This window comes from Paraburkholderia sp., assembly GCF_028283785.1.
GTDB lineage: Bacteria > Pseudomonadota > Gammaproteobacteria > Burkholderiales > Burkholderiaceae > Paraburkholderia.
The window spans coordinates 56,076-80,822 of record NZ_JAPWKB010000007.1 but is presented as its reverse complement, the minus strand read 5'-3'; the positions used below and the strand labels follow the sequence as shown (position 1 = coordinate 80,822).

The 24,747-nt window shown below is 62.9% G+C and carries 25 protein-coding genes and 1 tRNA gene; 11 read left to right on the top strand and 15 right to left on the bottom strand.

All coding sequences use genetic code 11. The features are described 5' to 3' along the window. Nucleotides 1-98 precede the first annotated feature (98 nt). Nucleotides 99-653 carry a Sec-independent protein translocase protein TatB gene (tatB, locus tag PW947_RS09230; RefSeq protein WP_299631042.1) on the top strand — a complete coding sequence of 185 codons (555 nt, stop codon included), beginning with the start codon at nucleotides 99-101 and terminating at the stop codon, nucleotides 651-653. 34 nt (nucleotides 654-687) lie between these two features. Then, nucleotides 688-1,470: a twin-arginine translocase subunit TatC gene (gene tatC, locus PW947_RS09225; RefSeq protein ID WP_299631041.1), complete on the top strand. Its 783-nt coding sequence runs from the start codon at nucleotides 688-690 to the stop codon at nucleotides 1,468-1,470. Between the two features lie 145 nt (nucleotides 1,471-1,615). Here tatC and PW947_RS09220 read toward each other — a convergent pair whose 3' ends face one another. Then, a complete protein-coding gene (locus tag PW947_RS09220) occupies nucleotides 1,616-2,830 on the bottom strand; it encodes a Do family serine endopeptidase (RefSeq protein ID WP_299631040.1) in 1,215 nt (404 codons plus the stop codon). Nucleotides 2,831-2,851: 21 nt separating this feature from the next. On the opposite strand from PW947_RS09220, the gene PW947_RS09215 reads away from it, so the two are divergent. The 7 genes from PW947_RS09215 (at nucleotide 2,852) to PW947_RS09185 (ending at nucleotide 8,043) form a co-directional block, all read left to right on the top strand. Continuing rightward, nucleotides 2,852-3,598 carry a Nif3-like dinuclear metal center hexameric protein gene (locus PW947_RS09215; RefSeq protein WP_299631039.1) on the top strand — a complete coding sequence of 249 codons (747 nt, stop codon included), beginning with the start codon at nucleotides 2,852-2,854 and terminating at the stop codon, nucleotides 3,596-3,598. A 232-nt stretch (nucleotides 3,599-3,830) separates the two neighbouring features. After that, nucleotides 3,831-4,451 carry a ubiquinol-cytochrome c reductase iron-sulfur subunit gene (gene petA / locus PW947_RS09210; RefSeq protein ID WP_299631038.1) on the top strand — a complete coding sequence of 207 codons (621 nt, stop codon included), beginning with the start codon at nucleotides 3,831-3,833 and terminating at the stop codon, nucleotides 4,449-4,451. After that, a complete protein-coding gene (locus PW947_RS09205) occupies nucleotides 4,451-5,830 on the top strand; it encodes a cytochrome bc complex cytochrome b subunit (protein ID WP_299631037.1) in 1,380 nt (459 codons plus the stop codon). Before petA ends, PW947_RS09205 begins: the two co-directional genes overlap by 1 nt. A gap of 23 nt (nucleotides 5,831-5,853) precedes the next feature. Beyond that, nucleotides 5,854-6,609: a cytochrome c1 gene (locus PW947_RS09200; protein ID WP_299631035.1), complete on the top strand. Its 756-nt coding sequence runs from the start codon at nucleotides 5,854-5,856 to the stop codon at nucleotides 6,607-6,609. A 94-nt stretch (nucleotides 6,610-6,703) separates the two neighbouring features. After that, on the top strand, nucleotides 6,704-7,315 hold the full coding sequence (locus tag PW947_RS09195; RefSeq protein ID WP_006052302.1) for a glutathione S-transferase N-terminal domain-containing protein: 612 nt from the start codon (nucleotides 6,704-6,706) through the stop codon (nucleotides 7,313-7,315). 143 nt (nucleotides 7,316-7,458) lie between these two features. Continuing rightward, nucleotides 7,459-7,947, top strand: a complete 489-nt coding sequence (locus PW947_RS09190; protein ID WP_299631025.1) for a ClpXP protease specificity-enhancing factor — start codon at nucleotides 7,459-7,461, stop codon at nucleotides 7,945-7,947. 20 nt (nucleotides 7,948-7,967) lie between these two features. Further along, nucleotides 7,968-8,043, top strand: a tRNA-Thr gene (locus PW947_RS09185). A gap of 108 nt (nucleotides 8,044-8,151) precedes the next feature. Here PW947_RS09185 and PW947_RS09180 read toward each other — a convergent pair. The 12 genes from PW947_RS09180 to PW947_RS09125 form a co-directional block, all read right to left on the bottom strand. Beyond that, nucleotides 8,152-9,465: an aminotransferase class III-fold pyridoxal phosphate-dependent enzyme gene (locus tag PW947_RS09180; RefSeq protein WP_299631023.1), complete on the bottom strand. Its 1,314-nt coding sequence runs from the start codon at nucleotides 9,463-9,465 to the stop codon at nucleotides 8,152-8,154. A gap of 8 nt (nucleotides 9,466-9,473) precedes the next feature. After that, the gene (locus tag PW947_RS09175; RefSeq protein WP_299631021.1) at nucleotides 9,474-11,183 is read right to left on the bottom strand and encodes a tryptophan 7-halogenase; all 1,710 of its coding nucleotides are present in this window, start codon (nucleotides 11,181-11,183) and stop codon (nucleotides 9,474-9,476) included. Continuing rightward, the gene (locus PW947_RS09170; protein ID WP_299631019.1) at nucleotides 11,173-11,748 is read right to left on the bottom strand and encodes a hypothetical protein; all 576 of its coding nucleotides are present in this window, start codon (nucleotides 11,746-11,748) and stop codon (nucleotides 11,173-11,175) included. The genes PW947_RS09175 and PW947_RS09170 overlap by 11 nt, the downstream gene beginning before the upstream one ends. Then, on the bottom strand, nucleotides 11,745-12,890 hold the full coding sequence (locus PW947_RS09165) for a beta-ketoacyl-[acyl-carrier-protein] synthase family protein (protein ID WP_299631017.1): 1,146 nt from the start codon (nucleotides 12,888-12,890) through the stop codon (nucleotides 11,745-11,747). The genes PW947_RS09170 and PW947_RS09165 overlap by 4 nt, the downstream gene beginning before the upstream one ends. A gap of 15 nt (nucleotides 12,891-12,905) precedes the next feature. Further along, complete coding sequence (locus PW947_RS09160; RefSeq protein ID WP_299631015.1) at nucleotides 12,906-13,673, bottom strand: hypothetical protein; 768 nt, start codon at nucleotides 13,671-13,673, stop codon at nucleotides 12,906-12,908. An 11-nt stretch (nucleotides 13,674-13,684) separates the two neighbouring features. After that, nucleotides 13,685-15,274, bottom strand: coding sequence for a class I adenylate-forming enzyme family protein (locus PW947_RS09155; protein ID WP_299631013.1), 1,590 nt, complete (start codon nucleotides 15,272-15,274; stop codon nucleotides 13,685-13,687). A 35-nt stretch (nucleotides 15,275-15,309) separates the two neighbouring features. Next, nucleotides 15,310-15,594 (bottom strand): acyl carrier protein, encoded by a 285-nt coding sequence (locus tag PW947_RS09150; RefSeq protein ID WP_299631011.1) that lies wholly within the window; start codon nucleotides 15,592-15,594, stop codon nucleotides 15,310-15,312. 100 nt (nucleotides 15,595-15,694) lie between these two features. Next, a complete protein-coding gene (locus tag PW947_RS09145; protein WP_299631009.1) occupies nucleotides 15,695-16,972 on the bottom strand; it encodes a cation:proton antiporter in 1,278 nt (425 codons plus the stop codon). Nucleotides 16,973-17,200: 228 nt separating this feature from the next. Then, nucleotides 17,201-17,917: an autoinducer binding domain-containing protein gene (locus tag PW947_RS09140; RefSeq protein ID WP_299631008.1), complete on the bottom strand. Its 717-nt coding sequence runs from the start codon at nucleotides 17,915-17,917 to the stop codon at nucleotides 17,201-17,203. Then, entirely contained in the window at nucleotides 17,871-18,089 is a 219-nt protein-coding gene (locus PW947_RS09135; RefSeq protein ID WP_299631007.1) for a hypothetical protein, read from the bottom strand. The genes PW947_RS09140 and PW947_RS09135 overlap by 47 nt, the downstream gene beginning before the upstream one ends. A gap of 403 nt (nucleotides 18,090-18,492) precedes the next feature. Continuing rightward, nucleotides 18,493-19,782, bottom strand: coding sequence for an MFS transporter (locus PW947_RS09130; RefSeq protein WP_299631006.1), 1,290 nt, complete (start codon nucleotides 19,780-19,782; stop codon nucleotides 18,493-18,495). A gap of 24 nt (nucleotides 19,783-19,806) precedes the next feature. Beyond that, nucleotides 19,807-20,199, bottom strand: a complete 393-nt coding sequence (locus PW947_RS09125) for a RidA family protein (protein ID WP_299631004.1) — start codon at nucleotides 20,197-20,199, stop codon at nucleotides 19,807-19,809. 135 nt (nucleotides 20,200-20,334) lie between these two features. Here PW947_RS09125 and PW947_RS09120 point away from each other — a divergent pair, with 135 nt between their 5' ends. Further along, on the top strand, nucleotides 20,335-21,219 hold the full coding sequence (locus PW947_RS09120) for a TrmB family transcriptional regulator (RefSeq protein WP_299631002.1): 885 nt from the start codon (nucleotides 20,335-20,337) through the stop codon (nucleotides 21,217-21,219). A gap of 390 nt (nucleotides 21,220-21,609) precedes the next feature. After that, a complete protein-coding gene (locus PW947_RS09115; RefSeq protein WP_299631000.1) occupies nucleotides 21,610-22,734 on the top strand; it encodes a class I SAM-dependent methyltransferase in 1,125 nt (374 codons plus the stop codon). A 65-nt stretch (nucleotides 22,735-22,799) separates the two neighbouring features. Here PW947_RS09115 and PW947_RS09110 read toward each other — a convergent pair whose 3' ends face one another. Continuing rightward, on the bottom strand, nucleotides 22,800-24,086 hold the full coding sequence (locus tag PW947_RS09110) for a TIGR03862 family flavoprotein (RefSeq protein WP_299630998.1): 1,287 nt from the start codon (nucleotides 24,084-24,086) through the stop codon (nucleotides 22,800-22,802). A 295-nt stretch (nucleotides 24,087-24,381) separates the two neighbouring features. Then, nucleotides 24,382-24,702, bottom strand: a complete 321-nt coding sequence (locus tag PW947_RS09105) for a DNA-binding protein (protein WP_299631205.1) — start codon at nucleotides 24,700-24,702, stop codon at nucleotides 24,382-24,384. Between the last annotated feature and the right edge of the window lie 45 nt (nucleotides 24,703-24,747).

Here is a 24,747-nt window from a genome sequence, read left to right as displayed (position 1 = left end):
GTCGCGCCTTCGCGTCGCCTGTTTCGCGTCCCAACCGGCGCTCGTGGTGGCTGGTTGGCACTCAGCCCGCTTTAATCGCGCACTGACGGAAATCCCTCATGCTGGACCTCGGTCTCACCAAGATGGCGCTTATCGGCGTCGTCGCGCTTGTCGTGCTCGGGCCGGAGCGGTTGCCGCGCGTCGCGCGTACGGCCGGCGCGCTGTTCGGCCGTGCGCAGCGCTACATCAACGACGTCAAGTCCGAAGTCACGCGCGAAATCGAACTCGACGAACTGCGTCGCATGAAGACCGAGTTCGCGTCGGCGGCGAGCAATGTCGAAAACACCATCCACGACAATCTGAACAAGCACGAGTCCGAGCTGAACGACGCGTGGAATTCGGGTACGTCGGTGTCGCCGAGCATCGCCGGCGGTACGGTCACCGAAGCCGACGCGGGCGGCATCACAGATTCATCCTGGCAAAGCATTTACAGCGGCAACGCCGGTCCGGTCGGCACGACCCCGGCGAAGCGCAAGAACTGGCGCGTCAAGCAGGCGGCAATGCCGGCGTGGTACAAGCGCGCCACATTGCGTCGCACGCGGGTCCAGTCGGGCGCCGCGCGCGTCGCGCGTCACACGCCGGCCACCTTGCGCCGGCCTACGCGCTTCTTCTGATGTTCCTGGCATTCATCTCTTACCGAGGGCCGGTGTGAGCGACCCGCAGCAAACCCCCCAGAGCGAAGGCACTGAAGAGACCTTCATTTCACATCTCGTCGAATTGCGCGATCGCATCATCCGCGCGGGCATCGCCGTGATCGTCGTGTTCGTGTCGCTGGTGTATTGGGCGCCCGATATCTTCCGGTTGCTCGCGCGACCGCTGATGGCGAATCTGCCCAAAGACGGCAAGATGATCGTCACCGACGTCACCGGTTCGTTTTTCGTGCCGATGAAAGTGACGATGCTCGTCGCGTTCGTGATCGCGTTGCCTATCGTGCTGTATCAGATCTGGGCGTTCGTCGCGCCGGGCCTGTATCAGCATGAAAAGAAGCTGGTCGTGCCGCTCGTCGGCAGCAGCTACGTGCTGTTCCTGTGCGGGATGGCATTCGCGTATTTCGTCGTGTTTCCGACCATTTTCCGGGTGATGGCGCATTACAACGCGCCGTTGGGCGCGGAAATGACCACGGACATCGACAATTACCTGAGCTTCGTGCTGACCATGTTTTTGGCCTTCGGCGTGACGTTCGAAGTACCGATCGTCGTCGTGCTGCTGGTCCGCATGAACATTCTGACGGTGAAGAAGCTGCGCGAAATCCGGCCGTACGTGATCGTTGGCGCATTCGTGATTTCGGCGGTGGTGACGCCGCCGGACGTGTTCTCGCAACTGATCCTCGCGGTTCCGCTGATCGTGTTGTACGAGGCGGGCATCATCGCGGCGCGTCTGATCGTCGGCAAGCAGCCGGCGGTTGCGAAGGAAGACGGCGCACCTGGTTGACGGGTGCGCGCAGCGCGTTATCCGCATGACGCTGGAAAAGCAAAAGGGGCAGTCCGCGAGGACTGCCCCTTTTGCTTTTCCACGCCGTTCGCGAACGACGTTGCCTGATCTTACCGCTCGACTGAAGCCACTCAACTCAATCGCTTCAACCGCCGTCGTCGCTATCGTCGCTTTGCTCGGCCGGTTGCTTCGGCGGCGGCGGGCGCTTGCCGATCGTCACATTCAGATCGAGTTCGCGATTCTTGCGCACCAGATGCACCTTCGCGTCGGTGCCCGGCTTGATCTGCGCGATCACGTTCAGAAGACGCGTGGTGTCGGTGATGTCCTGACCGTTCACGCTCAGCAGGATATCGCCCGGCTTGATGCCCGCGCGGTCGGCCGGGCCGTTCTTCAGCACGCCCGCGACGATCGCGCCGCTCTTCTGGTCGAGCCCGAACGATTCCGCAATCTCCGGCGTCACATCTTGCGGCTCGACGCCGATCCAGCCGCGCGTCACCGAACCGGTCGTGATGATGCTTTCGAGCACGCTGCGCGCCGTCGAAACCGGAATCGCGAAACCGATACCCAGCGAGCCGCCGGAACGGGAGTAGATCGCGGTGTTGATGCCGAGCAGATTGCCGTTCACGTCGACCAGTGCGCCACCCGAGTTGCCGGGATTGATCGCCGCGTCGGTCTGGATGAAGTTTTCGAACGTATTGATGCCGAGGTGATTGCGGCCAAGCGCGCTGACGATACCCATGGTCACCGTCTGGCCGACGCCGAACGGATTGCCGATTGCCAGCACGACATCGCCGACGTGCGTCTGATCCATCCGGCCGAGCGTGATGGTAGGCAGGTTGGTCATGTTGACCTTCAGCACGGCGAGATCGGTTTCCGGATCGACGCCGATCACTTTCGCGTTGGTCGTGCGACCATCGGCCAGCGCGATTTCAATCTGATCGGCGCCGTCGACGACGTGCTGGTTCGTTAGAATGTAACCTTCCGAACTCACGATCACACCTGAGCCGAGATTGGCCGCAGGTTGTTCCTGTTGTCGGCGGTTGTTGTTCTTGTCGCCGAAGAAGTAGCGGAACAGCGGGTCTTTGGCGCGCGGGTCGGGCGGCAACGAACCGTCTTTGCTGGAGAACACGTTGACGACCGCGGGCATCGCCTTTTGTGCGGCGTCTGCGTAAGAGGCCTGGGCAGGACCGTTGCCAATGCCAGGTGCGACTTCCCGCAGTGCGACGATCGGCTCCGCGAGCTGCTTGCCGAACTGCCCCTGGCGTTGCAGCCATTGCGGTTTGAGGGTGGCGACAATGAACATGAGCGCCAACAGCACGGTCACCGCTTGGGCAAAGAACAGCCAAAAGCGTCTAAGCATCTGAAGAGATTAGAGGTCTACATGGATCGGATCGAACTTGAATTGTACTTGAACAATCTTCTGCAAACCGCCAGGTTCAAGGACTACTGTCCGAACGGTTTGCAGGTTGAAGGGCGCCGCCGCGTCAACAAGATCGCGACCGGCGTGACGGCATCGCTGGCTTTTCTGGAAGCGGCGCTGGAGTGGGGCGCGGATGCCGTGCTCGTGCATCACGGCTACTTCTGGCGCAACGAAGCACCGCAGATCACCGGCCGCAAATACGCACGTCTCAAGACGCTGCTGTCGAACGATCTGAATCTGTTCGCGTATCACCTGCCGCTCGACGACCATTCCGAGTACGGCAACAACGCGCAACTCGGTGCGAAGCTCGGACTGAGCGGCGACACCCGTTTCGGCGATAACGATCTCGGCTGGATGAGCGTGCTGCAAACGCCGGTTTCGCTCGCCCACTTCATCGCGCAGGTCGAACAGACGCTCGGCCGCACGCCGCTCGTACTCGGCGACACCGACATCGAGCTGCGCCGGATCGCGTGGTGCACCGGCGGCGCGCAGAACTACTTCGACGCGGCAATCGACGCCGGCGCCGACGTCTATCTGACCGGCGAAGTCTCCGAGCACAATCTGCATACCGCCGAGGAGAGCGGCGTCGCGTTTATCGCGGCCGGCCATCACGCCACCGAACGCTACGGCGTGCAGGCGTTGGGCACGCATCTGTCCGAGCACTTCAACCTCGAACACGTATTTATCGATATTCACAATCCGGTTTGAAAACGCATACTCAAACCGCCGCTCGGAAATACCAATAGTCACCGCTTAATCCGAAGAGAACACTTAATAGAAGAGCACGAATAGTTTGCGCGTGGTGCGGGGAAACCCTGATTTATCAATGACTTCGAACGCTTTTTAGTATTCGGGCCTTGTAAATGCCAACTCCATTCGAGCAAACTAGCAGCGGTAGAGACGACGTGAAGGAAAATCCAACTCAGAAGTGGGGCGTGTGATGCGAGACAAAGAAGAGGTGCTCGTCGATGGAAGCCGGCGTACCTGGCTGATCGCGACGACCGTAGCAGGTGGCATCGGAGGCGTGGCCACTGTCGTACCCTTTGTAAGTTCGTTTGCACCATCCGAGAAAGCCAAAGCGGCGGGCGCGCCCGTCGAAGTGGATATCAGTTCGTTGAAGCCGGGCGACATGATGACGGTCGCGTGGCGCGGCAAGCCGGTGTGGATCATCAACCGCACTGAAAAGATGCTGGCCGACGTCAAGAAGGCGGACGGCGAAGTCGCCGACCCCGACAGCAAGAAGACGTTCACGATGCCGCTGCCGGAATACTGCAACAACGAATTCCGTTCGCGCGCCGATCACAAGAACCTGCTGGTCGCCGTCGCGGTGTGCACGCATCTGGGCTGCACGCCGACGCCGCGCTTCCAGGAAGGCGCACAGCCCAATCTGCCCGACGACTGGCCCGGCGGCTTTCTATGTCCGTGCCACGGCTCGACCTACGACATGGCCGGTCGCGTGTTCAAGAACAAACCCGCGCCGCAAAATCTCGATATCCCGCCTTACATTTTCACGTCGGCGACCCAGCTCGTCATTGGTAAAGACGAGAAAGGAGAAGCCTGATGGCGATCGACCACGAAGTAGAGACGACCGGGCTGGTCGGCTGGATCGACCGTCGCTTTCCGCTGACGTCCACGTGGAAAAAACACGTCTCCGAGTACTACGCACCGAAAAACTTCAACTTCTGGTACTTCTTCGGCTCGCTGGCGATGCTGGTGCTGGTGCTTCAGATCGTCACCGGCATCTTTCTGGTGATGAACTACAAGCCCGACGCGACGCTCGCGTTCGCGTCGGTCGAGTACATCATGCGCGAAGTGCCGTGGGGCTGGCTGATCCGCTACATGCACTCCACCGGCGCGTCGATGTTCTTCGTCGTCGTGTATCTGCATATGTTCCGCGGGCTGCTGTACGGGTCGTATCGCAAGCCGCGCGAGCTGGTGTGGATCTTCGGCTGCGCGATTTTCCTGTGCCTGATGGCCGAAGCGTTCTTCGGTTATCTGCTGCCGTGGGGCCAGATGTCGTTCTGGGGCGCGCAGGTGATCGTCAACCTGTTCTCGGCAATCCCGTTTATCGGCCCGGATCTGTCGCTGTGGATTCGCGGCGATTACGTCGTGTCGGACGTCACGCTGAACCGCTTCTTCGCGTTTCACGTGATCGCCATTCCGCTGGTGCTGATCGGGCTGGTGGTCGCGCATCTGGTGGCGCTGCACGAAGTCGGGTCGAACAATCCGGACGGCATCGAAATCAAGGCGAAGAAAGACGCGAACGGCATTCCGCTCGACGGCATTCCGTTCCACCCGTATTACTCGGTGCACGATTTCATGGGCGTGTGCATTTTCCTGTTCGTTTTCTCGGCGATCGTCTTTTTTGCGCCCGAAATGGGCGGTTATTTCCTCGAATCGAACAATTTCGTGCCGGCGAACCCGTTGCAGACGCCGCCTGAAATCGCCCCGGTCTGGTATTTCACCGCTTTCTACGCGATGCTGCGCGCCACGACCGATCCGTTCAAGATCGTGCTGATGGTGATCATCGGCTTGCTCGGGCTGTTCGCGATCATTCGCGCGCGCGGGAAATGGAAGGGCATTCTGCCGTTGGCGGCGATCCTCGTGATTCTCGCCATGGCGTTCACCGAGTCGAAGTTCTGGGGCGTGGTGGTGATGGGCAGCGCGGTAGTGTCGCTGTTCTTTCTGCCGTGGCTCGACCGCTCGCCGGTGCGCTCCATCCGCTACCGGCCGTTCTTCCACAAGGTGTTCTACGGCATTTTCGTGGCCGCGTTCCTGACGCTGGCGTTTCTCGGCACGAAGCCGCCGTCGCCCGCCGCGACGTTGATCGCGCAGGTTTGCGCGCTGATCTATTTTGCATTTTTCCTCGGCATGCCGTTCTGGACAAGGCTCGGCACGTTCAAACAGCCACCTGAACGTGTGCGGTTCAAGCCCCATTAATCGCGAGCCAGGAGAACCCCACAATGAGAAAAATACTGACGACACTCGCGCTGATCGGCGCGACTGCGCTCGCGCTGCTTGCCGTTCCCGCGCACGCGGACGAGAATTTCCCGCTCGACCGCGCGCCCGATAACGCGGACAATTTCGCTTCTTTGCAGCACGGCGCGCAAATATTTGTAAACTACTGCCTGAATTGCCATAGCGCGAACCTGATGCGCTATAACCGTTTGACCGATATCGGAATTTCGCCGAAGGAAATCCAGGCGAATCTGCTGTTCAGCACCGATAAAATCGGCAACACGATGTCGGTGTCGATGCGCCCGGAAGACGCGAAAGCGTGGTTCGGCGCGGCGCCGCCGGATCTGTCCGTCGAGGCGCGGGCACGCAACAAGGATTGGCTGTACACGTATCTCCGCACGTTCTACCGCGACGATACCCGGCCCACCGGCTGGAACAATCTGGTGTATGAAAATGTAAGCATGCCCCACGTGCTGTGGCAGCTTCAAGGGCAACGTACCGCGAAGTTCGAAGACGAAACCGACGAAAAATCGGGGGAAAAGGTACACAAATTCGTGGGCTTCCAGCAGGTCACGCCGGGGACGATGTCGCCGGTGGATTATGATTCTACTGTGGCCGACCTGGTGTCGTACCTGTCATGGATGTCGGAACCGACGCAGAACACCCGCCGGCAACTTGGCGTCTGGGTGCTGCTGTTTCTTGGCGTCCTGAGCTTTTTCGCCTGGCGATTGAACGCCGCGTACTGGAAAGATATCAAATAATCACGCCGTCACCGGCGTGGGGCCGGCGCCAGGAAAAACCTGCTGAACGGTTTTTCCGCGCGCTGGCCCTTCAGCTTTTTGAGGAAACGTAAACATGATGGTTCTGTATTCCGGCACAACTTGCCCGTTCTCCCAGCGCTGCCGGCTGGTGTTGTTCGAAAAGGGCATGGACTTCGAGATTCGCGACGTCGATCTGTTCAACAAACCGGAAGACATCGCCGTGATGAATCCGTACGGTCAGGTGCCTATCCTGGTCGAACGTGACCTGATTCTGTACGAATCGAACATCATCAACGAGTACATCGACGAGCGCTTCCCGCACCCGCAACTGATGCCGGCCGATCCGGTTCAGCGCGCGCGTGCCCGCCTGTTCCTGTTGAACTTCGAGAAAGAACTGTTCGTGCACGTCGGCACGCTCGAAAACGAAAAGGGCAAGGCTGCAGAGAAGAATCACGAGAAGGCGCGTCTGGCCATCCGTGATCGTCTGACGCAACTCGCGCCGATCTTCCTGAAGAACAAGTACATGCTGGGCGAAGAGTTCTCGATGCTCGACGTCGCGATCGCGCCGCTGCTGTGGCGTCTGGATCACTACGGCATCGAACTGTCGAAGAACGCAGCGCCGTTGATGAAGTACGCCGAGCGTATTTTCAGCCGTCCGGCTTACATCGAAGCACTGACGCCGTCGGAAAAGGTCATGCGCCGTTGATGTGAGTCGTTGCCGTTTCGTGTGAGTCGCGTGCCAGGCGCGCGGCTCGCATGCAGCGGTCTGGTTTTCAGCTTTCAGGATGAAACGTGGCGCGACGTCGGCATCGACGTCGCGCCACGCCGCATCCGGCATGAGGACAGTTGATGCAAGAAATCTCCACCAAGCCGTATCTGTTGCGCGCTCTGTACGAGTGGTGCACCGATAACGGCTACACGCCCCACATCGCGGTCCGGGTCGATAACCAGACGCGCGTGCCGCGTCAGTTCGTGCGCGACAACGAAATTGTGCTGAACATCAGCTTCGAGGCGACCAGCCAGTTGCAGATGGGCAATGAGTGGATCGAGTTCAGCGCGCGTTTTTCGGGCAAGTCGCACAAGCTCGAAGTACCCGTCGCGAACGTGCTCGCCATTTACGCGCGCGAAAACGGCCAGGGTATGGCGTTCCCGGTCGAGTCCGTGGGTGGCGAAGCGAATGACTCCGGCGCCGATGCGTTGTCGGCGGACGAAGAGGACGACGTGAAGGCGTCCGGGCCGGTCGCGGTGAAAACCGCCGAACCCGCCGCAACCGAACCCTCTCCGGATGACGATGGTTCGAAAGGTGGCGGACGAGCTCACCTCAAAGTCGTGAAATGAGATAAAATCCCGCTCTCATTGCCGGCTTAGCTCATCAGGTAGAGCGCTTGACTTGTAATCATGAGGTGGCGGGTTCGAGTCCTGCAGCCGGCACCAGTTGTACGCAAAAGGCCCACGCACACAATGCGTGGGCCTTTTGTCTTTTCGGCGCGCCGTCTTTGCCGTAACCGTGTTTCGTTCGGTGCAACGACTCGCGCCCACGGGTCAAACCGTGGCGAAGCACGCATCGAGCACGTTCAAACCGTGTTCGAGATGCGCAAGCTCCAGCGTCAGTGGCGGCAGAAGTCGCAACACGTTGCCGTCCATCCCGCCCGCAAGCAACAGCAGACCGCGTTCGCGCGCGGCCGCGACGATCGCCTTCGTGTATTCCGCCGCGCTTCGCCCCGGCGCGTGATCCGCGCTCCCGGCACCACTCACTCCGTCGTCGCATACCGCCTGCAACTCCACGCCGATCATCGCGCCTAAGCCGCGCACGTCGGCAATCGCCGGATAGCGACGTTGCATCGACAGCAACGCGCCGCGCATCGTTTCACCGATCTGCCGTGCGCGCTCGACCAGCCGTTCGCGTTCGATCACATCGAGCACGGCCAGCGCCGCCGCACACGCGACCGGGCTTCCGGCGAAGGTCCCGCCGAGGCCGCCCGGCGCCACCGAATCGACCAGCGCCGCGCGCCCGACGACGCCCGACAACGGCATGCCCGCCGCCACCGATTTTCCGAACACCACCAGATCCGCCGACGCACCCATCTGCTCGATCGCGAAGAACGAGCCGGTTCGCGCCGCGCCGGTCTGCACTTCGTCGGCGATCAGCACGATGCCGTGCCGGTCGCACAGCGCGCGCAATCGCTGCACGAACGACGCCGGCGCGACCTGTGCGCCGCCTTCGCCCTGCACCGGTTCGAACACGATCGCGGCGATATCGTCGGGTGCGGCGTCGCTCCGGAAAATGCGCTCGATGCTGTCGATCGCCTCGTCCACGTCGACGCCGTGACGTGCGTCCGGAAACCGCGCGCGATACACGTGACCCGGCATCAGCCCCATCGCGCTCGCGTATGGCGCCACCTTCGCAGTCAACGCGAGCGTCATCAGCGTGCGGCCGTGATACGCGCCGGTGAATGCGATCACGCCGCTGCGCCGCGTGTGCGCGCGGGCGATTTTCAGCGCGCTTTCGACCGCTTCGGAACCCGTCGTGAACAACGCCGTTTTCATCGGGCCATCGCCCGGCATCAAGCCGTTGATCCGCTCGCACAGCGCGATGTACGGCTCGTACGGCAACGCCGCGAAGCAGGTGTGCGTGAACGCCGCCAGTTGCCGGTCGATCGCCGCCATCACGTGCGGATGACGGTGCCCGGTATTGAGCGCGGCAATGCCGCTGGTGAAGTCGATGTACGGCTTGCCGTCGGTGTCCCAGACGCGGTCGTTGACGGCGCACGCGGCGTAGATCGGGTGAGCCTGATTGACGCCGCGTGCCACCGCGTCGCGTCGCCGCTGCTGGAGATCGTCGTAAGTGGAAGACATCGCGGCGCTCACTTCATCGCGGTTTCGGGCGTCATCGCCGCTGCGAGCAGCGCATCGGCGCGCGACGCAAGCGCAAGACGGTCGCCGTATCGATACGCGTCGAGGAAATCGAACGGCTTCGTGTTCGGCCCGCGCGCGAGCTTCGCGGCGAGACCGTCGGGCGCCTGATTCGCCCAATCGACCAGCGACTTCGCAAACTCGACCGTCGGTCGCGACACGTAGCGATTGGTGAAATTCGAGAAGTCGATCGGCAGATGCGCGCGGTTCTCGACATACAGCCCGTGCAGCGTATCGATGGTGTCGCGCTCGGTGATCTCGCCGGACCCGAAGCGCTCCATCGTCGCGCACGCCGTGTCGAACATCGTTTCGTAGCGGCGACTTTCGATCGACAGATGGCCCGGATACGTGGCGTTTTCGAACTCGGCGCGCAACGCGTCGTCGTCGTGTGTCTTGTGATACTCCGCGAGAATCTTGCGCAGCCGCAACACGCCGATATAGCTGCCGCTCAGCCAGATCCGGAACCACGCGTTCCACAGCGGAAACGACTTGAAGGCCGTGTACGAATTCGCGACGAGCCGGTCGTTGATGCGGACGACTTCGAGGCTATAGCGTTCCAGCGACATCAGATTGCCGCGCTGCCATACGTCGGTTTTCAGCGCGTCGAGCAAGGTCGGCACCACGCGCACGATCGATTCGAACGTGTTCACGAGGCCGCGCGAAAACAGCGGATCGACGAAACCGACCGCGTGTCCGAGCAGGCAATAGCGGTCGCCGACCGTTTCGCGGCTCGTGTAATTCAGACGTGGCGCGACGGTCCATTCACGCACGCGCGACGCGTTCCTGAAATGCTTTGCCGTGGACGGATGGTCGAGCAGGAATTGCTGGAATTCGGCTTCCGGATCGCGCGTCGCCGGACCGTGTTTGCCGATGTCGAACTGCAAGCCGACGCTGCACAGCGGGTTCGTGCTGAACGGCTGGTTGTTGAACGGAATGATCCACAACCAGCCGCAATCGAACATGTGATGCAGCGTGGTTTGCGACAACGCGGTCGGCGAGCCGTGGCGTTCGACCGGCGCAATCGCGTCTTCGTACAGATCGACGCCGACCATATGCGTGAACAGCGAGCGCGTGTTCGCCTGCATCGGACGCGCGTCGTCGCGCAACTTCAGCGCGTCGGCGAGCGGCGCGCGAAAACCGGCCGCATCGACGACGAAGCGCGTGCGCAGCGTGGTGCCGTCCGCGAGCGATAAAGTCACGCCGTCATCGGCGATGTCGAGTTGCTGGATGCGCGCCTGCTGTCTGATCGTCGCGCCGAAGCGGGCGGCCAGCGCCACGTAGTACGCGTCGATATCCTGGCGGAACAGATGCGCTTCCGGCGTCAGCACCGGCGTGGATACGACGTCGGCGAGGTCGTGCTCCTTGCCGAAGCCATTCCACGCGAAGCTGAACGCGAGCTTGACGCCCGCGGCCGAGGTGCCGATGTGCCGGTTGATTTGCGCGATATTGCCGGGATACGCGAGTTCGGGAATGCCGTAGCGTTCGGCCAGCAATTCGAGCAGCACGGCGCTTTCCGGCACCATCGATTCGCCGACGGCGAAACGCGGATGCGTGCCCGCATCGATGACGATCACGTTCGCGCCGTGTTTCGCGAGAATGGCGGCGAGCATCGCGCCGGAAATGCCGGATCCGATGATGGCGATATCGTGGTCATACGTCATGGTGGTGTACTCCGGTGATTGCAGTTGAAAGTGGGAGATGCGCGCCAGTCGCGTGGATCAGGCGGACGGTTACGGCGATGTCGGCGTCGATGGCTGCGTCCGGCGCGTCATCCGCTTCGATCAGAAACAGGTACTGCGCGTCGCGTTGCGCGAGCCAGCGCGCGGCCAGCGCATCGACCATCGCGCGCGCTCGCGTCGATGGCATCGTCAGGTTCAGCGTCGGGCCGCGTAGTCCGAAGCGGGTGCAGCAGATCGATAGCGCCGCGCCCGCATTCGCGTTGATAAAGGCGACCGGCGACACGCGGCCGCTGCGCGCGATATCCGCGATCACGCGTTGCGCGGTCGCTTTTGGAAACGCGCTGCCGCTCTGAATCACGCCGGTTGCGTCGCCGTGCGCGTCGAGTTCGCGGCGATGCGCGCGATACACGCGTCCCACCGCTTCGAGCACGGGCCAGACGGCGGGGTCGGCGTTTTTCATGCCGCTGCGCACGTCGTCGTGAAGGTGTTCGTATCCGATGCCGCGCAGCGCGCAGCGTTCGATCACATCGAAGGACCGCGTCGTCATCGTGCGTCAGCCGTGGAAAAAATCAGACTCGTATTGAATCCGCCGAAACCGATGGTCAGGCTCAGCGCACAGGCCGCGTCCACCGCGCGCGGTTCGCGAACCGGCAAGGGCAAGTCGAACCCTTCCAGCGGTGTGTCGAGTCCGCAGATCGGCGGGACGACGCGGTGCTGTAACGCGAGGATCGTCGCGATCGCTTCGAGCGCGCCGGTCGCGCCGAGCGTGTGGCCGAACGCGCCCTTGGTCGCGAAGACGGTCGGCGGCGTCGGCGAGCCGCCGAACAACGCCTGGTAGGCGGTGCTTTCGATCCGGTCATTGGTCAGCGTTCCCGAGCCGTGCGCGTTGATCAGCCCGATATCCGCGTGACGCAAACCCGCGCACGTCAGCGAGCGTTCGACCGCGAGCCGGATGCCGTTGCCTTCGCTGTCAGGCGCGGTGAGTCCGGCTGCGTCATTCGACGATCCCGCGCCGCGCAACACGGCAAGCGGTGTCGCCGACGGTCGCGCGCCGCGTCTTTCGAGCACCAGAAAGCCGACGCCTTCGCCGAGTATCGTGCCGTCGTGACGCTGGTCGAAGCTGCGCAAGATCGTCGCCGACATTGTGCCGAGCGCGCTGTGCGCGAGCCGTTTCGAGTCCGCGAGCACGTCGGCGCCGCCGCAGATGCAGCGGTCCGCGAGACCTGCGCGGATCAGTTCGGCACCGAGCAGCAGCGCGTCCGAACCCGACGAACACGCAGTGGACAACGCCACGGTTTCGAGACCGGATTCCGCGCCGATCGCATCGATCCAGCGTTCGAGCGGTTCGGCCGCAGAGCGCGCATCGTCGAGCCGCGCGCCGAAACTCGTACCGACGATCAGCAGCGTGCGCGCGGCGTCGCGTGATCGTGCGCGAGATAAATCGAGTTGCGCATGGTCGGCTGCCGCCGCGAGCGTCCGGCGCGTCAGATGGTCGAGCGTGTCGCGCACATCCGGCGGCGTGGTTCGGTTCGTCAGCGCGACGCGTGCCGCCCGGTCGTTTTTCAGCGGATACGTCGAGGCGACGGGCGCAATCCCGCTGTCGCCGTCGAGCAGTCGCCGCCACACGCCGGGCAACGTATGGCCGAGCGCGGTGTGCCACGCCATGCCGGTCACGACTATGTCGGTCATCGTCGGGTCCATAATTTAGCCTGAGTGAGCGAAATGCGGTGCGGGCGCGTAGACGCGCAGGTAGTCGTCGGTGGCGGGTTTGCGGGTCGCATTGACGGTGGGCTGCGGGGTGAAGCTGTCGCGAATCGTGTCGCCGTCGAGCGTGATGGCGCGTTGGACCGGTTCGCTTTGCAGCCAGCGTTCACTGACGACGAAGCGCGGTTCGATGTCCGCGTAGTCGAAACCTTGCAGCGCTTCCGGACGCATGAATTTGCGGCGCGACGGATCGAACACCTGCGCGTAGGCGGATGCATCGAAATAGCGAATGCGCGCGCTGCTGCGGCCGCGCTCGACCAGCGCGTTGATGCAATGCCAGCGCTGCGGCAGGTACAGATAGTTCACGTAGATCTGGCGAATCGCGTAGACCGGCTGGTCGAGCAGACTGCTGACGATCGCCCCGGCGACGTCGCTCATCTCCGAACAGAAACACGGCAGACGCGGTGCGTCCGGATCGTCGAGAAACGCTCGCAGATAGTCGGTCAGACTCAACGACGCGATCACGTCGTCGCGATAGTGCGCATAGACCGCGTCGTGTTTCGCCCATTCGTCGCGGGGATAACTCAGTCGCACGATGCCCGGCATATACGTGTGGAACACGTCGGGTTCCTGCGTGACGTGACACATGCGCGTCGGCATCATCGCGAGCACATCGTCGATCGTCGTCAATGCGTGCCGTTCGATGATCTGCTGCGTCAGGCTGCCGATCGCGTCGCTGTGGTCGTTCTGATCGCTATCGTTGTTCATGGCGGTCGTCCTCATTTGTAGAATTCGTGTTGCTGACGGCTCACGGCGGTCAGCGTCAGCGTGGTCGGGCGCTCGTAGTGCTTGAGGCCTTTCAGGATGCGTGCGCGAATCGCGTCGGCTTCGTGCGGACCGACCAGCAGATCGTCGACGGTTACTTCGAGGAAATAGCCGTTCACCGTTTCCGCGCGTCGCAGCGATTTCGTCTTGCAGGTCAGCACGCCGGGGAGCGACCGGCAAAATTGTTTGATCGCGGCGAGGTTCACTTTTTCGTCGTTCAGCACGATGAAATCGGAGCGGCGATGCTTGAAGTACAAATAGCCGTCGAGGTCGATTTCGAAGATGTCGCCGGTTTTTAGCCACGCTTTGCCGTCGAGATGGATCAGCGGGTCTTGCGCACTACGGCCGATCTTGCGTTTGAGCAGCGTGTCCGAATGCACCAGCAATTCGCCTTCGCGCGACGCGTGCCATGCGTGGCCGTAATCGCGCGTGGCGGCATGGACATGCGTGGACGCGTGGGCTTGACCGGCATCGAGCAGACGCACTTCGACGCCCTGCATCGGTTTGCCGACCGAGGCGAATCGCCGCGAGTCGCGCGCGCCATCGTGCGCCAGACCGGTTGCGACGCGCGGGCCTGCTTCCGTGATGCCGTAGGTCAGATAAAGCTGCTTGTCCGGATAACGTTCGACGAACGCCGCCGCGTGTTCCGCCTGCAGAAAATCGCCGCCGACCGTGAGTGCGCGCACGCAATCGGGCAACGCGACGTGCGGTTGCGGGTTCGCATGTAAGTCCGCATGCGGGTGCCGATGCGTGTTTCCGTGCGCGAGCAGATCGCGCATCAACACGGGCGTCACCGAACTCACCGTGACGCGATGCGCGTCGAGATCCGCGAGATAGCGCGCGCCGAGGAACGGCGGCCCGCTGATGACCAGCCTTGCGCCGCATTGCAGGCTCGCCAGTGCCTGCGCGACCAGCGCGAACGAGTAGTAGAGCGGCAGGTTGACGAGCACGGTATCGCTCGCGCTCAGGCCGATATCCGCCGCGTGTTTGCGCGCGTTTTCCCGCAACGATGCGAAGGCGTGCACACAACCGCTGCTGAAATCCGACGACGTGCCGGACGTGGTCAGGATCACGTCGCCGGGTTCGGTCAGCGGCGTGGTGTCCCACTGGCCGTCGGCGTCGAAACGGCCGGTTTCCCACGTCGCGTCGTCTCCGCTTTCGACACGGCCGATGCACAGTTCACGGCGCAACGCGTCGCCGATGCGCGGCTTTACGAGCGCGGCCGCGTGGAAGTCTTCGGCCATGTGCCGGATGCGTTGCGCGGGTGTGGTCGGCGACAGCATCGCAGGCACGTAGCCGGCGTCGATCAACGCAAAGAACTGTTGCAGCAACGTGCGGCCGTTCGGCATGCACATGAGCACGACACTGCCCGGCGGCAAGCGCATCGCACGCCACGTGGCGACGCGCTGCGCGTGGGTCGTGCGGGACGCTGCCGCGTCGGCGGGCGCGGCCGGCGAACGCAGCGCGGCGGTTTCGGTAATCAGATGAGCGAACGCGGCGTCGAGGTCGATACCGCGATTCGGGTTGAAATCAGTCAGGCGCATGGCAATGTCCGTCGTCACCGTGGAATGGCCGCGCGTCAATGCGCGCTCAGCCGGGCGAGCAGGAAATCGGACAACGTGTCGCAATTCAGGAAGTTGTCCGGCACGAAGTCGTCTTCGTCGATCTTGATGCCGAAGCTTTCTTCGCACTGGTAGCGCAGCTCGATAAAGCCGATCGAATCGACGCCGACGACGGACTGAAAGCCATCGGTTAGGCCGATCCGTTCCGGCGCAATGTCGAGATCGAGTCGGGTCGCGATGATGTCGCGGATCGTCTCGACGATGCGTTGCTTGTTCAGCGGTTGAAGGGCGGTAGTGGACATGAGGCGCTCCGAAGTTGAGGTGGACGGTGATGCCGGTGGAGGTGTTGCAGGTGCGATAGCCATTGCAATGGCGATTGCGTGGCCGTTGCGGCGCAATGTCTTAGCGCTGGGGATCGGGCAGCGGCGCATGGGCCGCACGGAAGTGATGTCGCAAGTGATGGCGCACGAGCGGCGTCGTCATCGCGGTGGTGACGAGCGCGAAAAGCACGAGAATCGTGTAGACGCGCGTGGGCAAGATGCCGAGTTGCAAACCGATCGACAGCACGATCAGCTCCATCAGGCCGCGCGCGTTCATCAGCGACGCGATCACCGACGCGTCGTTCGACGGCAAGCCGCACACCCGCGACGCGAGATAGGCGCCGCCGTATTTGCCCGCGAAGCCGGCGACGAGGAACGCGCCGAACCACAGCCACGCGTCGTAACCATCGACGGATGCGATCGACGTATGCAGACCGGCATACGAAAAGAACACCGGCATCAGCACGATTCGCACGAAGCCGCCGAGCGTGCGTTCCCACTGTTCGCGCACGACGTCGACGTCGCGCAGCAAGATGCCTGGCAGCAGTGCGCCGAACGCGCTGTGAAAACCGAGGTGACTCGTCGTCCACGCCGACAGCAGCACGCAACAGGTGACGAGCGTGAACACGGCTTGCGTGTCCTGCCGCGCGGCGGCGCGCATCAGCCACGGCTTGACGAGGTAACGCACGCCCGCGATGCAGCCGAGCGCATACAGCACGATCGACGCGAGCGGCCGCAGCAATCCGGCCGCGCCGTCGCCGCCATGCTCCGCACCGGCAATCGACGCGATCGCGGCCAGCATCAACCAGCCGGCGATGTCGGTGAGCATCGCGGCGGACATCGCGGCGGTCGCGAGCGGATGACGGGCGAGTTTCAGATCGACGACGATGCGCGCCATCACCGGCACGGCGGACACGGCCAGCGCGACGCCGCAAAAGAGCAGATAGGGCGTCGCGGCTTGCGCGGGCGCCAGCGTGCTTTTCGAGCAGAACGCGACGATGACGCCGAGCGCGAACGGCAGCAGCAAACCGAAAACCGCGACGAGTGCGGGCAGCTTCGCGCTGATCGGGGCGCGCTTGAGGTAGCCGCTGTTGTTGCGATTTCCGCCGGATTGCATATGCAGTCCGATCTCGAACATCAACAAAACGAGTCCGATTTCGCCTAGCTGAGACATACCGGCAGTCGCGGCCGATGCAAACATCGTGGTGTGAAATTCCGGCAAAACAGCACCCAGCACCGACGGTCCGAGCACGATTCCGGCGCTGATCTCACCGACCACCCGGCATTGCCCGACACGTTCCGCCACATAACCGCACACATGGCACGCCGCGATAATCAGCACGAGTTGTAATAGCCACATAATCAAGAACCGGTTTGAAATGAATCGATTGCGGTGTAAATCGATCGGGTTGGTTTGATGCGGATTCACGACATCACGCTGAATCCGGTTTCGCAGGATTGATTCGAATCTTGAGACGAAAAATAGCGCGGGCGCCAATGTCGCAACAAGCTCCAGGAAATGAGAGGGGTGTCGGCCGGTAATCTTAAAAACCGGCCGTTTCTGGTGAAAATTCAACGGTTCAATGCGTCACGCAATCAATCCGAGTACGGCGGCGCGTGTGGCGGCTTGTGTTTTGTTGACGCCGCCGAGTTTGCGGGTTGCATTGCCGATATGAAAAATGCACGTGGTTTCTGCAATGCCGAGCAATAAGCCGATTTCGGCGGCGGTTTTGCCTTCGGCGGTCCAGCGCATCACTTCCCGCTCGCGCGGCGACAGACGCGGAATTCCGCCGGCGAGTAAGCCTGGCAACAAGAAGGCGCTCATCCGCGCATGCGCCAGATGCGCGAGCCAGATCATCGTGTATTCGTTGATTGCCAGTTCGTCCGCGCCGATCGCCGATGAATTGCGCGCGAGCGTGAACCAGGTCAACGCGCCGGCCGGGCCGCGCATCGACATTGACCAGCCGAAGCGCGCGGTCCACGAGAGCGGGGTCTTGCGATTCCGGCTGCCCGGCCGATGCGGTTCATTCGCCCAAACCAGCGGCACCGTCGAATTCAGGCAATGGTGGAAAATCGGATCGACTTCGAGATTGTCGGGTTTCGGACAGTCGTCGAGATAGTTCGCGGGAAAATTGCTGCGAATCGCCGTGAGCGGCCGCGATATCGGGATCGGTAAGCGGATGCCGAACATCCAGTATTTAAAATCGAGAATGTCCGCACACGTGCTTATTTCCGCGTGAAGCTCGCCCTCCGAAAGTTCACGTTTCGCGAGCCTTTCGATTTTTTCCTCGTGCCACTTGCGCATTTGATTTTTCTCCGAAAATAATCGGGTCGGAGAATGCGTCGAAAGGCGGTTTGGCCATCCGGTAAATACCTGCTGCGTTAAAGCGCGGGAACGCTTTAATCGACGCACGGTTTATCGACGAATGCGCGCCATTTCCGGCGTTTTGCGGGATGGCGGAGAACAGGCTCGGCAAGTCGGGGGCGTCCGTTCGGCCTAAGAAACGGCAAAGCCCGCGCTCGGCGGGGACGAGGTGGCACGCGCATCGATGCGTGCGCCACGAAGGGACAGGGGGATGCCGGCCGGTTGACGGAAAGCCGGTCTGGAAACGGGCTCGCCGGGTGGCGGCCCAGATGCGCGTCGAACGCGCGGAAGTGCGATGCGCCGTGTCACCGGAGCGGGGCCACGCGTGACGCACGGGTGCGTTGGCGTGGCGAGCAACGGTGTTCGGTCCGGCGTCTGCTTATGCGGCGTGCTGCGGTGCGCTGTGGTCTAAAGCGGGGTGTTGCGGTTGGTGCGGGTGTTGCCGATGTTGCGGTTGTTACGGCTCACGTTGCTGCGTGTGGTTTCTGTGTCGTTTTGCACGACTCGACGATCGCTCAGCGACTGTCGCGGCCATGCCCGGACAGGCGCGCCTGATGCGGGAGCGGGGCGTGTCGCGAAACCGGCCGGCTGGACCTGCGCGACGCGAGATGCCGCGCGACGGTGATCAGCAATCCGGCGACGGCGATCGCTGCCGCGAGCTGACACACCGTTTGCCAGCCGAAATGCGCCAGAATCAGCGGCCCGACGATCGAACCGGCTGCGCCCGCCGCGTAATACGCGAACATGTAGACGCTGTAGATACGGCTGCGCGCGTCGGCATCGATTGCGAGCAGGCGGGTCTGATTGGCGACCTGCGCCGAGAAGCAACCGATATCGAACAGCACGACACCAACGGCCGTACCCGCAATCGACGACGGCGCGACCAGCAGCACCGCCACGCCGGCAATCACGATGACGAAACCGGTGGCGATCACCTGCCGCGAACCGAACCGATCCGATGCGCGACCGGCCACGCGCGTGGCGAGCAGGCCGAGCGCACCGGCGAAACCGAACATCCCGGCTTGCGCCGGGTTGAGGTTCAGCGGCGCTTGCGACACGCTGATCACCAGCGTCACCCACAACATGCTGAAAACGAAGTACCAGCACGCGCCGACTGCGATCCCTTCGCGCAGCAGCGGATAACGCCGCACCAGCGCGGGCAGCGATGCCAGCAGCTGCAGATAACGGGTTTCGTTGCGCGTGCGGTCGATGGGCAGAAGGCGCCAGCACAGAAACGCGAGCACTAGCGCACCGACGCTGGACGCGATCAGCATCACTCGCCACCCGGCCTGCTGCGACAGCAGACCGCCGACGAACCGGCTCAGCAGAATGCCCGCGACGATGCCCGTGCCGACTGTGCCGACCGCCCGGCCGCGCGCATCGGGCGGCGCCGAACGAAACGCGACCGTGGACAGATGCACGGCATTGGTGGCGGCCGCGCCTATCACGCAACCGGTGGCGATCAGCACGGGAAGCGTGGGCGAACAGGCGGCGAGCGTCAGCGCGAACGCGAGCGCGAGAAATTGCCAGAAGACGAGGCGGGTAGGCGAGAGTTTGTCGCCGAGCGGCACCAGCAGCAGGATGCCGAGCATGTAGCCGACCTGCATGCTGCCGGCGACGAGCCCGACCGCGGTCAGCGACGCCCCGAAGGTTTGCGCGACGGCGGGCAGCGCGGGTTGCAGCGTGTAGTTATTGGAAATAGCCACACCGGCCGCGGTCGCAAGAAACGCGATCAGCCAGTTTTTAGGCTTGGGCTGCGACGCGACCGATGGTTCGGCGTTGGCGTCGCGCGGTGTGCTTTCCATGATGGTTGGCGGAGGGGCGGGCGGTCAGGCGTTGTTTTCGCGCTTGACGGCGGTGATTTCCATTTCGATCAGGATCTTCGGATCGACGAAGGGCGCAACGTGCAACAGCGTGAGTGCCGGGCGAATGTCGCCGAACACTTCGCCGTGCGCACGGCCGGCTTCTTTCCATTCCGCGACGTCGGTGACATACAGGCGGCTTTGCACGACGTCTCTGAAATCGAAACCGGCGTCGCCGAGTACGCTGCCGAGTTTTTCCAGAATGGTTTTGGTCTGCGAGTACAGGTCTTCACCGACGATCGAGCCGTCCGGGCCGCTGGATGCGGTTGCCGATACGTAGAGCGTGTTGCCCGCCTGAATGGCGCGCGAATAACCGATGGTCGATTCCCACGTGGAACCTGACGAAAACCGCTTGTGCATGATGCTCTCCTGACGTTCTGCGACGGCGCGCCCCACGGACGACCTGTTCCCCGCCGGCTACCCTACCGGTGTAGTGAATATATACACTACCGATGTAGTGTAGCTCGATCAAGTGAGTTGTGCTAGTCTCTGCGCATGACGACACAAATCCCCGACGACCTCATTGCAGCGTTGATTCGCTTAGGTTTTTCCCAATACGAAGCACAGGCTTACTGCGCTTTGTTGCAGCGTTCGCCGATGAACGGTCACGAGGTGGGCAAGCTCTCCCACGTGCCGCCATCCAAGATCTACGAAACCTTGCAACGCCTCGACGCGAAGGGTGCGATCCTCGCGCACCGCTCTGAACCCGTGCGCTATGCGGCAGTGCCTTATGTCGAAGTGCTCGCGCGAATTCGCGCGCGTTTCGAGGGCGATCTCAACCTGATCGACAAGGGTTTGTCGTCGTTGCCGGCGGCGCGCGAGCCCGGTCTGGTCTGGTCGTTACGCGATCAGACGGCCATCGTCACCGCTTTCAACTCCACGATCGAATCCGCCAAGACGTCGCTGTTCGCGGCGGTCTGGGACGAGGAAATGCCGCTCGTGCGCAACGCACTTGAAGCGGCGGCGAATCGTGGTGTCGACGTGCATGTCGCGATTTACGGCATGGCCACGCTGGCCGGTCCGCGTTGCTACGACTTGCGCGAGTGCGGCGAGAGTGCGCGGCGTCGGTTGGGCGGGCGGCGGCTGTCGGTCGTGGTAGCCGACGAACAGGACGCGATCACCGCCGAATTCGGCGCGCTGTCCATCGACGAAGCCGTGATCACCAACAATTCCGTGATCAGCCTGCTCGCAATCGAATACGTGAAGGCCGACGTGATGGGTCGTCTGCTGATCAACTCGATGGGCAAAGTGGCGTTCGAGAAAGTGCTGGCCGGCGAAGAAATGCGCGCGTTGCTCGGTTTGCTGCCGCAAACGCCGCTGCCCATGAGCGTCGGTTCCACCACGTTGACCGCGACGACGCTGCGTCGGCATCAGTCGTAAGGCTTCAGCAACACGCCGCGTCCGGCTACTGTCCGACGCGGCGAGTTTTACCATCAGTAAAGCCGCACGGTGACATCGCTCGCCGCGCCCGGCGGTCCCAGATTCCCTCCGTTTGCTCTCCGCCGCCACGCGCGCCCTGGCGCGAATATTCTGTACACACGCGGCGCCCGCTGCCACACTTTCCCTTTCCCGATATTCAACGCATAGACCGCAACCCGGCGCGAACCGGCGACCGTTGCGGTGTGTGCGCTTCTATCCGTTCCTGGCCGGCCGGGCCGTCGTCGTCGTCGTGACCTGTGTGATTCGTGTGAATCCCGTGATTCGCAGATTGCCGACCTCGCACCGCAAGCCCGCGCAGCCGTCCATTTCGAAAGCCCGATTGCCTCATCGATGACCACGCCTCCCACTTTGACCTGGCCCGAAGCCGACGGCCCACGCACCGCTCGCTGGCGTTCCGAAGCCGCCGTGCCGCCGCCGAAACGCGTCGTGCAAGCCGACGACACGATCACCGCCGACGCCGCCTACCGGCTCGCATGCGAAGGCACAGCGCTGCTGTGGCGCGGCGATTTCCAGAATGCGCGGCAACTGCTGCAGGCCGTCACGCGACGCGCCGAGCGCAAGCCCCGCAAACCACCCACGACGCCGCTCGACGCGTTCAACCAGCATCGTCTGACGCAATCGCAGAAGGCGCGCGTGCTCGGCATGATCCTGATTCCGCTCGACGCCGATTACACGATCCCGCTGCGCCGCGCGCCCGACGTCCGTGACGCCTGCGTCGAAACATACGGGCTGCCGGGCGACGATACGTCGGCGGTGTCGTTGCGGGAATTGCTGGGGTTGATCGGCGCGCACGAGTGGCGCAAGAAGGGTGTCGAGATTCCGGCGCTCGGCGACCGGATTCACCCGCACTACGGCGTGTTCTCGCCGGTTCGCGGCGAATATGTCGATCTGGTCGCGAGGGCGCCGCTGCCGTCGACGGAACTGGCGTTCGATATCGGCACCGGCACCGGCGTGCTGGCCGCATTGCTCGCGAAGCGCGGCGTCAAACGCATCGTCGCGACGGATCAGGACCCGCGTGCGCTCGAATGCGCGCGCGAAAATCTGACGCGGCTCGGCGTGCAATCCCAGGTTGAAATCGTCAAGGCGGATCTGTTTCCGGAAGGCCGTGCGCCGCTGGTGATCTGCAATCCGCCGTGGGTGCCGGCCCGGCCCGCGTCGCCGATCGAATACGCCGTCTACGATCCGGACAGCCGGATGCTGCTCGGTTTCCTGGCCGGACTGGCCGCGCATCTGACGCCGGACGGCGAAGGCTGGCTGATTCTGTCCGACTTCGCCGAACACCTCGGCTTGCGCAGCCGCGACATGCTGATGAAGGCAATCGAAGAAAGCGGCCTGACGGTAGCAGGTCGCGACGACATCCGTCCGCGTCACCCGAAAGCCGCTGATCCGTCCGATCCGCTGCACGCGCCACGCGCAGCGGAAATCACGTCGCTGTGGCGTCTTAAAGCGCGTTAACTTCGTACTAACGTCGCGCTTCAGCGCTTCAGCGCTTCAGCGTTCCAGATACGGGCAACGTCGGCTCAGGCGTTCGCCCGTTCGAGATAGGCCGCGGCGCCACGTCCCGCAACTAGCCCGCTCGCGAAGCACGCGGTCAGCAGATAGCCGCCGGTCGGCGCTTCCCAATCCAGCATTTCTCCCGCGCAAAACACGCCCGGCACGCGCGCGACCATCAGCTGCGCGTCCAGCGCTTCGAACGGAACGCCACCCGCCGAACTGATCGCCTCTTCGACGGGCCGCGCGCGCGTCAGACGCAACGGCAGCGCCTTGATCGCATGCGCGAGTTGCACCGGGTCCATGAAAGCGTCTTTCGACAGACACTCGTGCAATAAACCCGCTTTTACCCCGCCTAAACCGATCCGGCTCTGAAGATGACTCGACATCGAGCGCGAGCCGCGCGGACGCGTCACTTCGTCGATCACACGCGTGAGCGGCAAGCCTGGCGCCAGATCCAGCGAAATCGTCACGTCGCCGTCGGCCAGCAAACGGTCACGGATCGACGACGAAAGCGCGTACACCAGACTGCCTTCGACCCCGGTTTCCGTCACAACACACTCACCTTGTCGATTGTGGACTTTTCCGTCTACATCGACGACGGAAATGGCGACTGGCTTCAGCGGATGACCAGCGTAGCGGGCGCGGAAATGCTCGCTCCAGTCCGCTTCGAAGCCGCAGTTGGACGGCAACAGCGGCGCGACCGGCACCTCGCGCGCCGTCAGCAGCGGTACCCACGCGGCATCGGAGCCGAGGCGCGGCCAGCTTGCGCCGCCCAACGCGAGCACGATCGCGTCGCAGGTGAGGTCGCGCTCGCCGTCGGGCGTCGTGAAGCGCAGCGAGTGCGACGCGGTGGCGACGTCGTCGGTGACGGGCGACCAGCCGGTCCACTTGTGGCGCATGTGAAAGCGCACGCCCGCTTCCTTCAGCCGATGCAACCACGCGCGCAGCATCGGCGCAGCTTTCATGTCGGACGGGAACACGCGGCCCGAACTACCGACGAAGGTTTCGACGCCGAGACCGGTCAACCATGCGCGCAACGCGTCGGGACCGAACGCGTCGAGCAGCGGCGCGATCTGCGGCGCGCGCGCGCCGTAGCGTCCGGTGAACGGTTCGAGCGGTTCCGAATGGGTGATGTTCATGCCGCCTTTGCCGGCCATCAGGAATTTGCGCCCCACCGACGGCATCGCGTCGTACACGTCCACGGCCAGTCCGCGCGCCGCGAGCGCTTCGGCGGCCATCAGTCCCGCGGGACCGCCGCCGATGACGGCAACGCGGGCGGAACGGGCAAACTCGGCAGGGGAGGAAGTAGGCATTCGGGGCGATCGACGGATGACGGCGGCCGTGACGCGCGCGAGGACGTTGCGCGGCGGCGCTGGCGGATGGGAAGGGCGCTATTTTCACACTCTGCGATGGACGGGGCAAACTTTGAAAAGCCAGGCTGCGTCCTATGCTTTTTAAATCCCCTCCTGTGAACCGAACGCAGCTCGCGTCCGCCGCCGCGCAAAAAGCAACAAGCCGCGCTGAACTGGATGCTCCCGTCTACTCAGGAAGCGCCCGGCCCATCGCGGCCTGTCGTCGGTACAGCGTATTCGATCCGATCCGGCTTTGTTAGCCCGGATATGCCTCGTCCACTTTCAGCCCGGCGAGCTTGAAAATGACGCGTAAAGTTTGCGGCTTGATGTCCCGTCGCGACGCGAGCGTCGTCATCACGAAGTCGAGTACTTTGGCGTACTTGAGCATCATGAGACAGGTTTCGATATCGACGCTGCCGTCGCGTATCTGTTCGGCAAGCCGCAGCATCTCGACCGAGATGTCGCGCGCCATTTCCAGTTCGATCTGCTGCTTTTCGGACCAGGCTGGTGTTGCTGTCAGTTTTGCGAGCAATTCCTGAAACTTTTGCTCTGCGTTTCCGTTGGGTATCGTATCCATTGCCGCCTCATCATCGTCTGCGCGCGCTTCGTTGACATCGCGGCG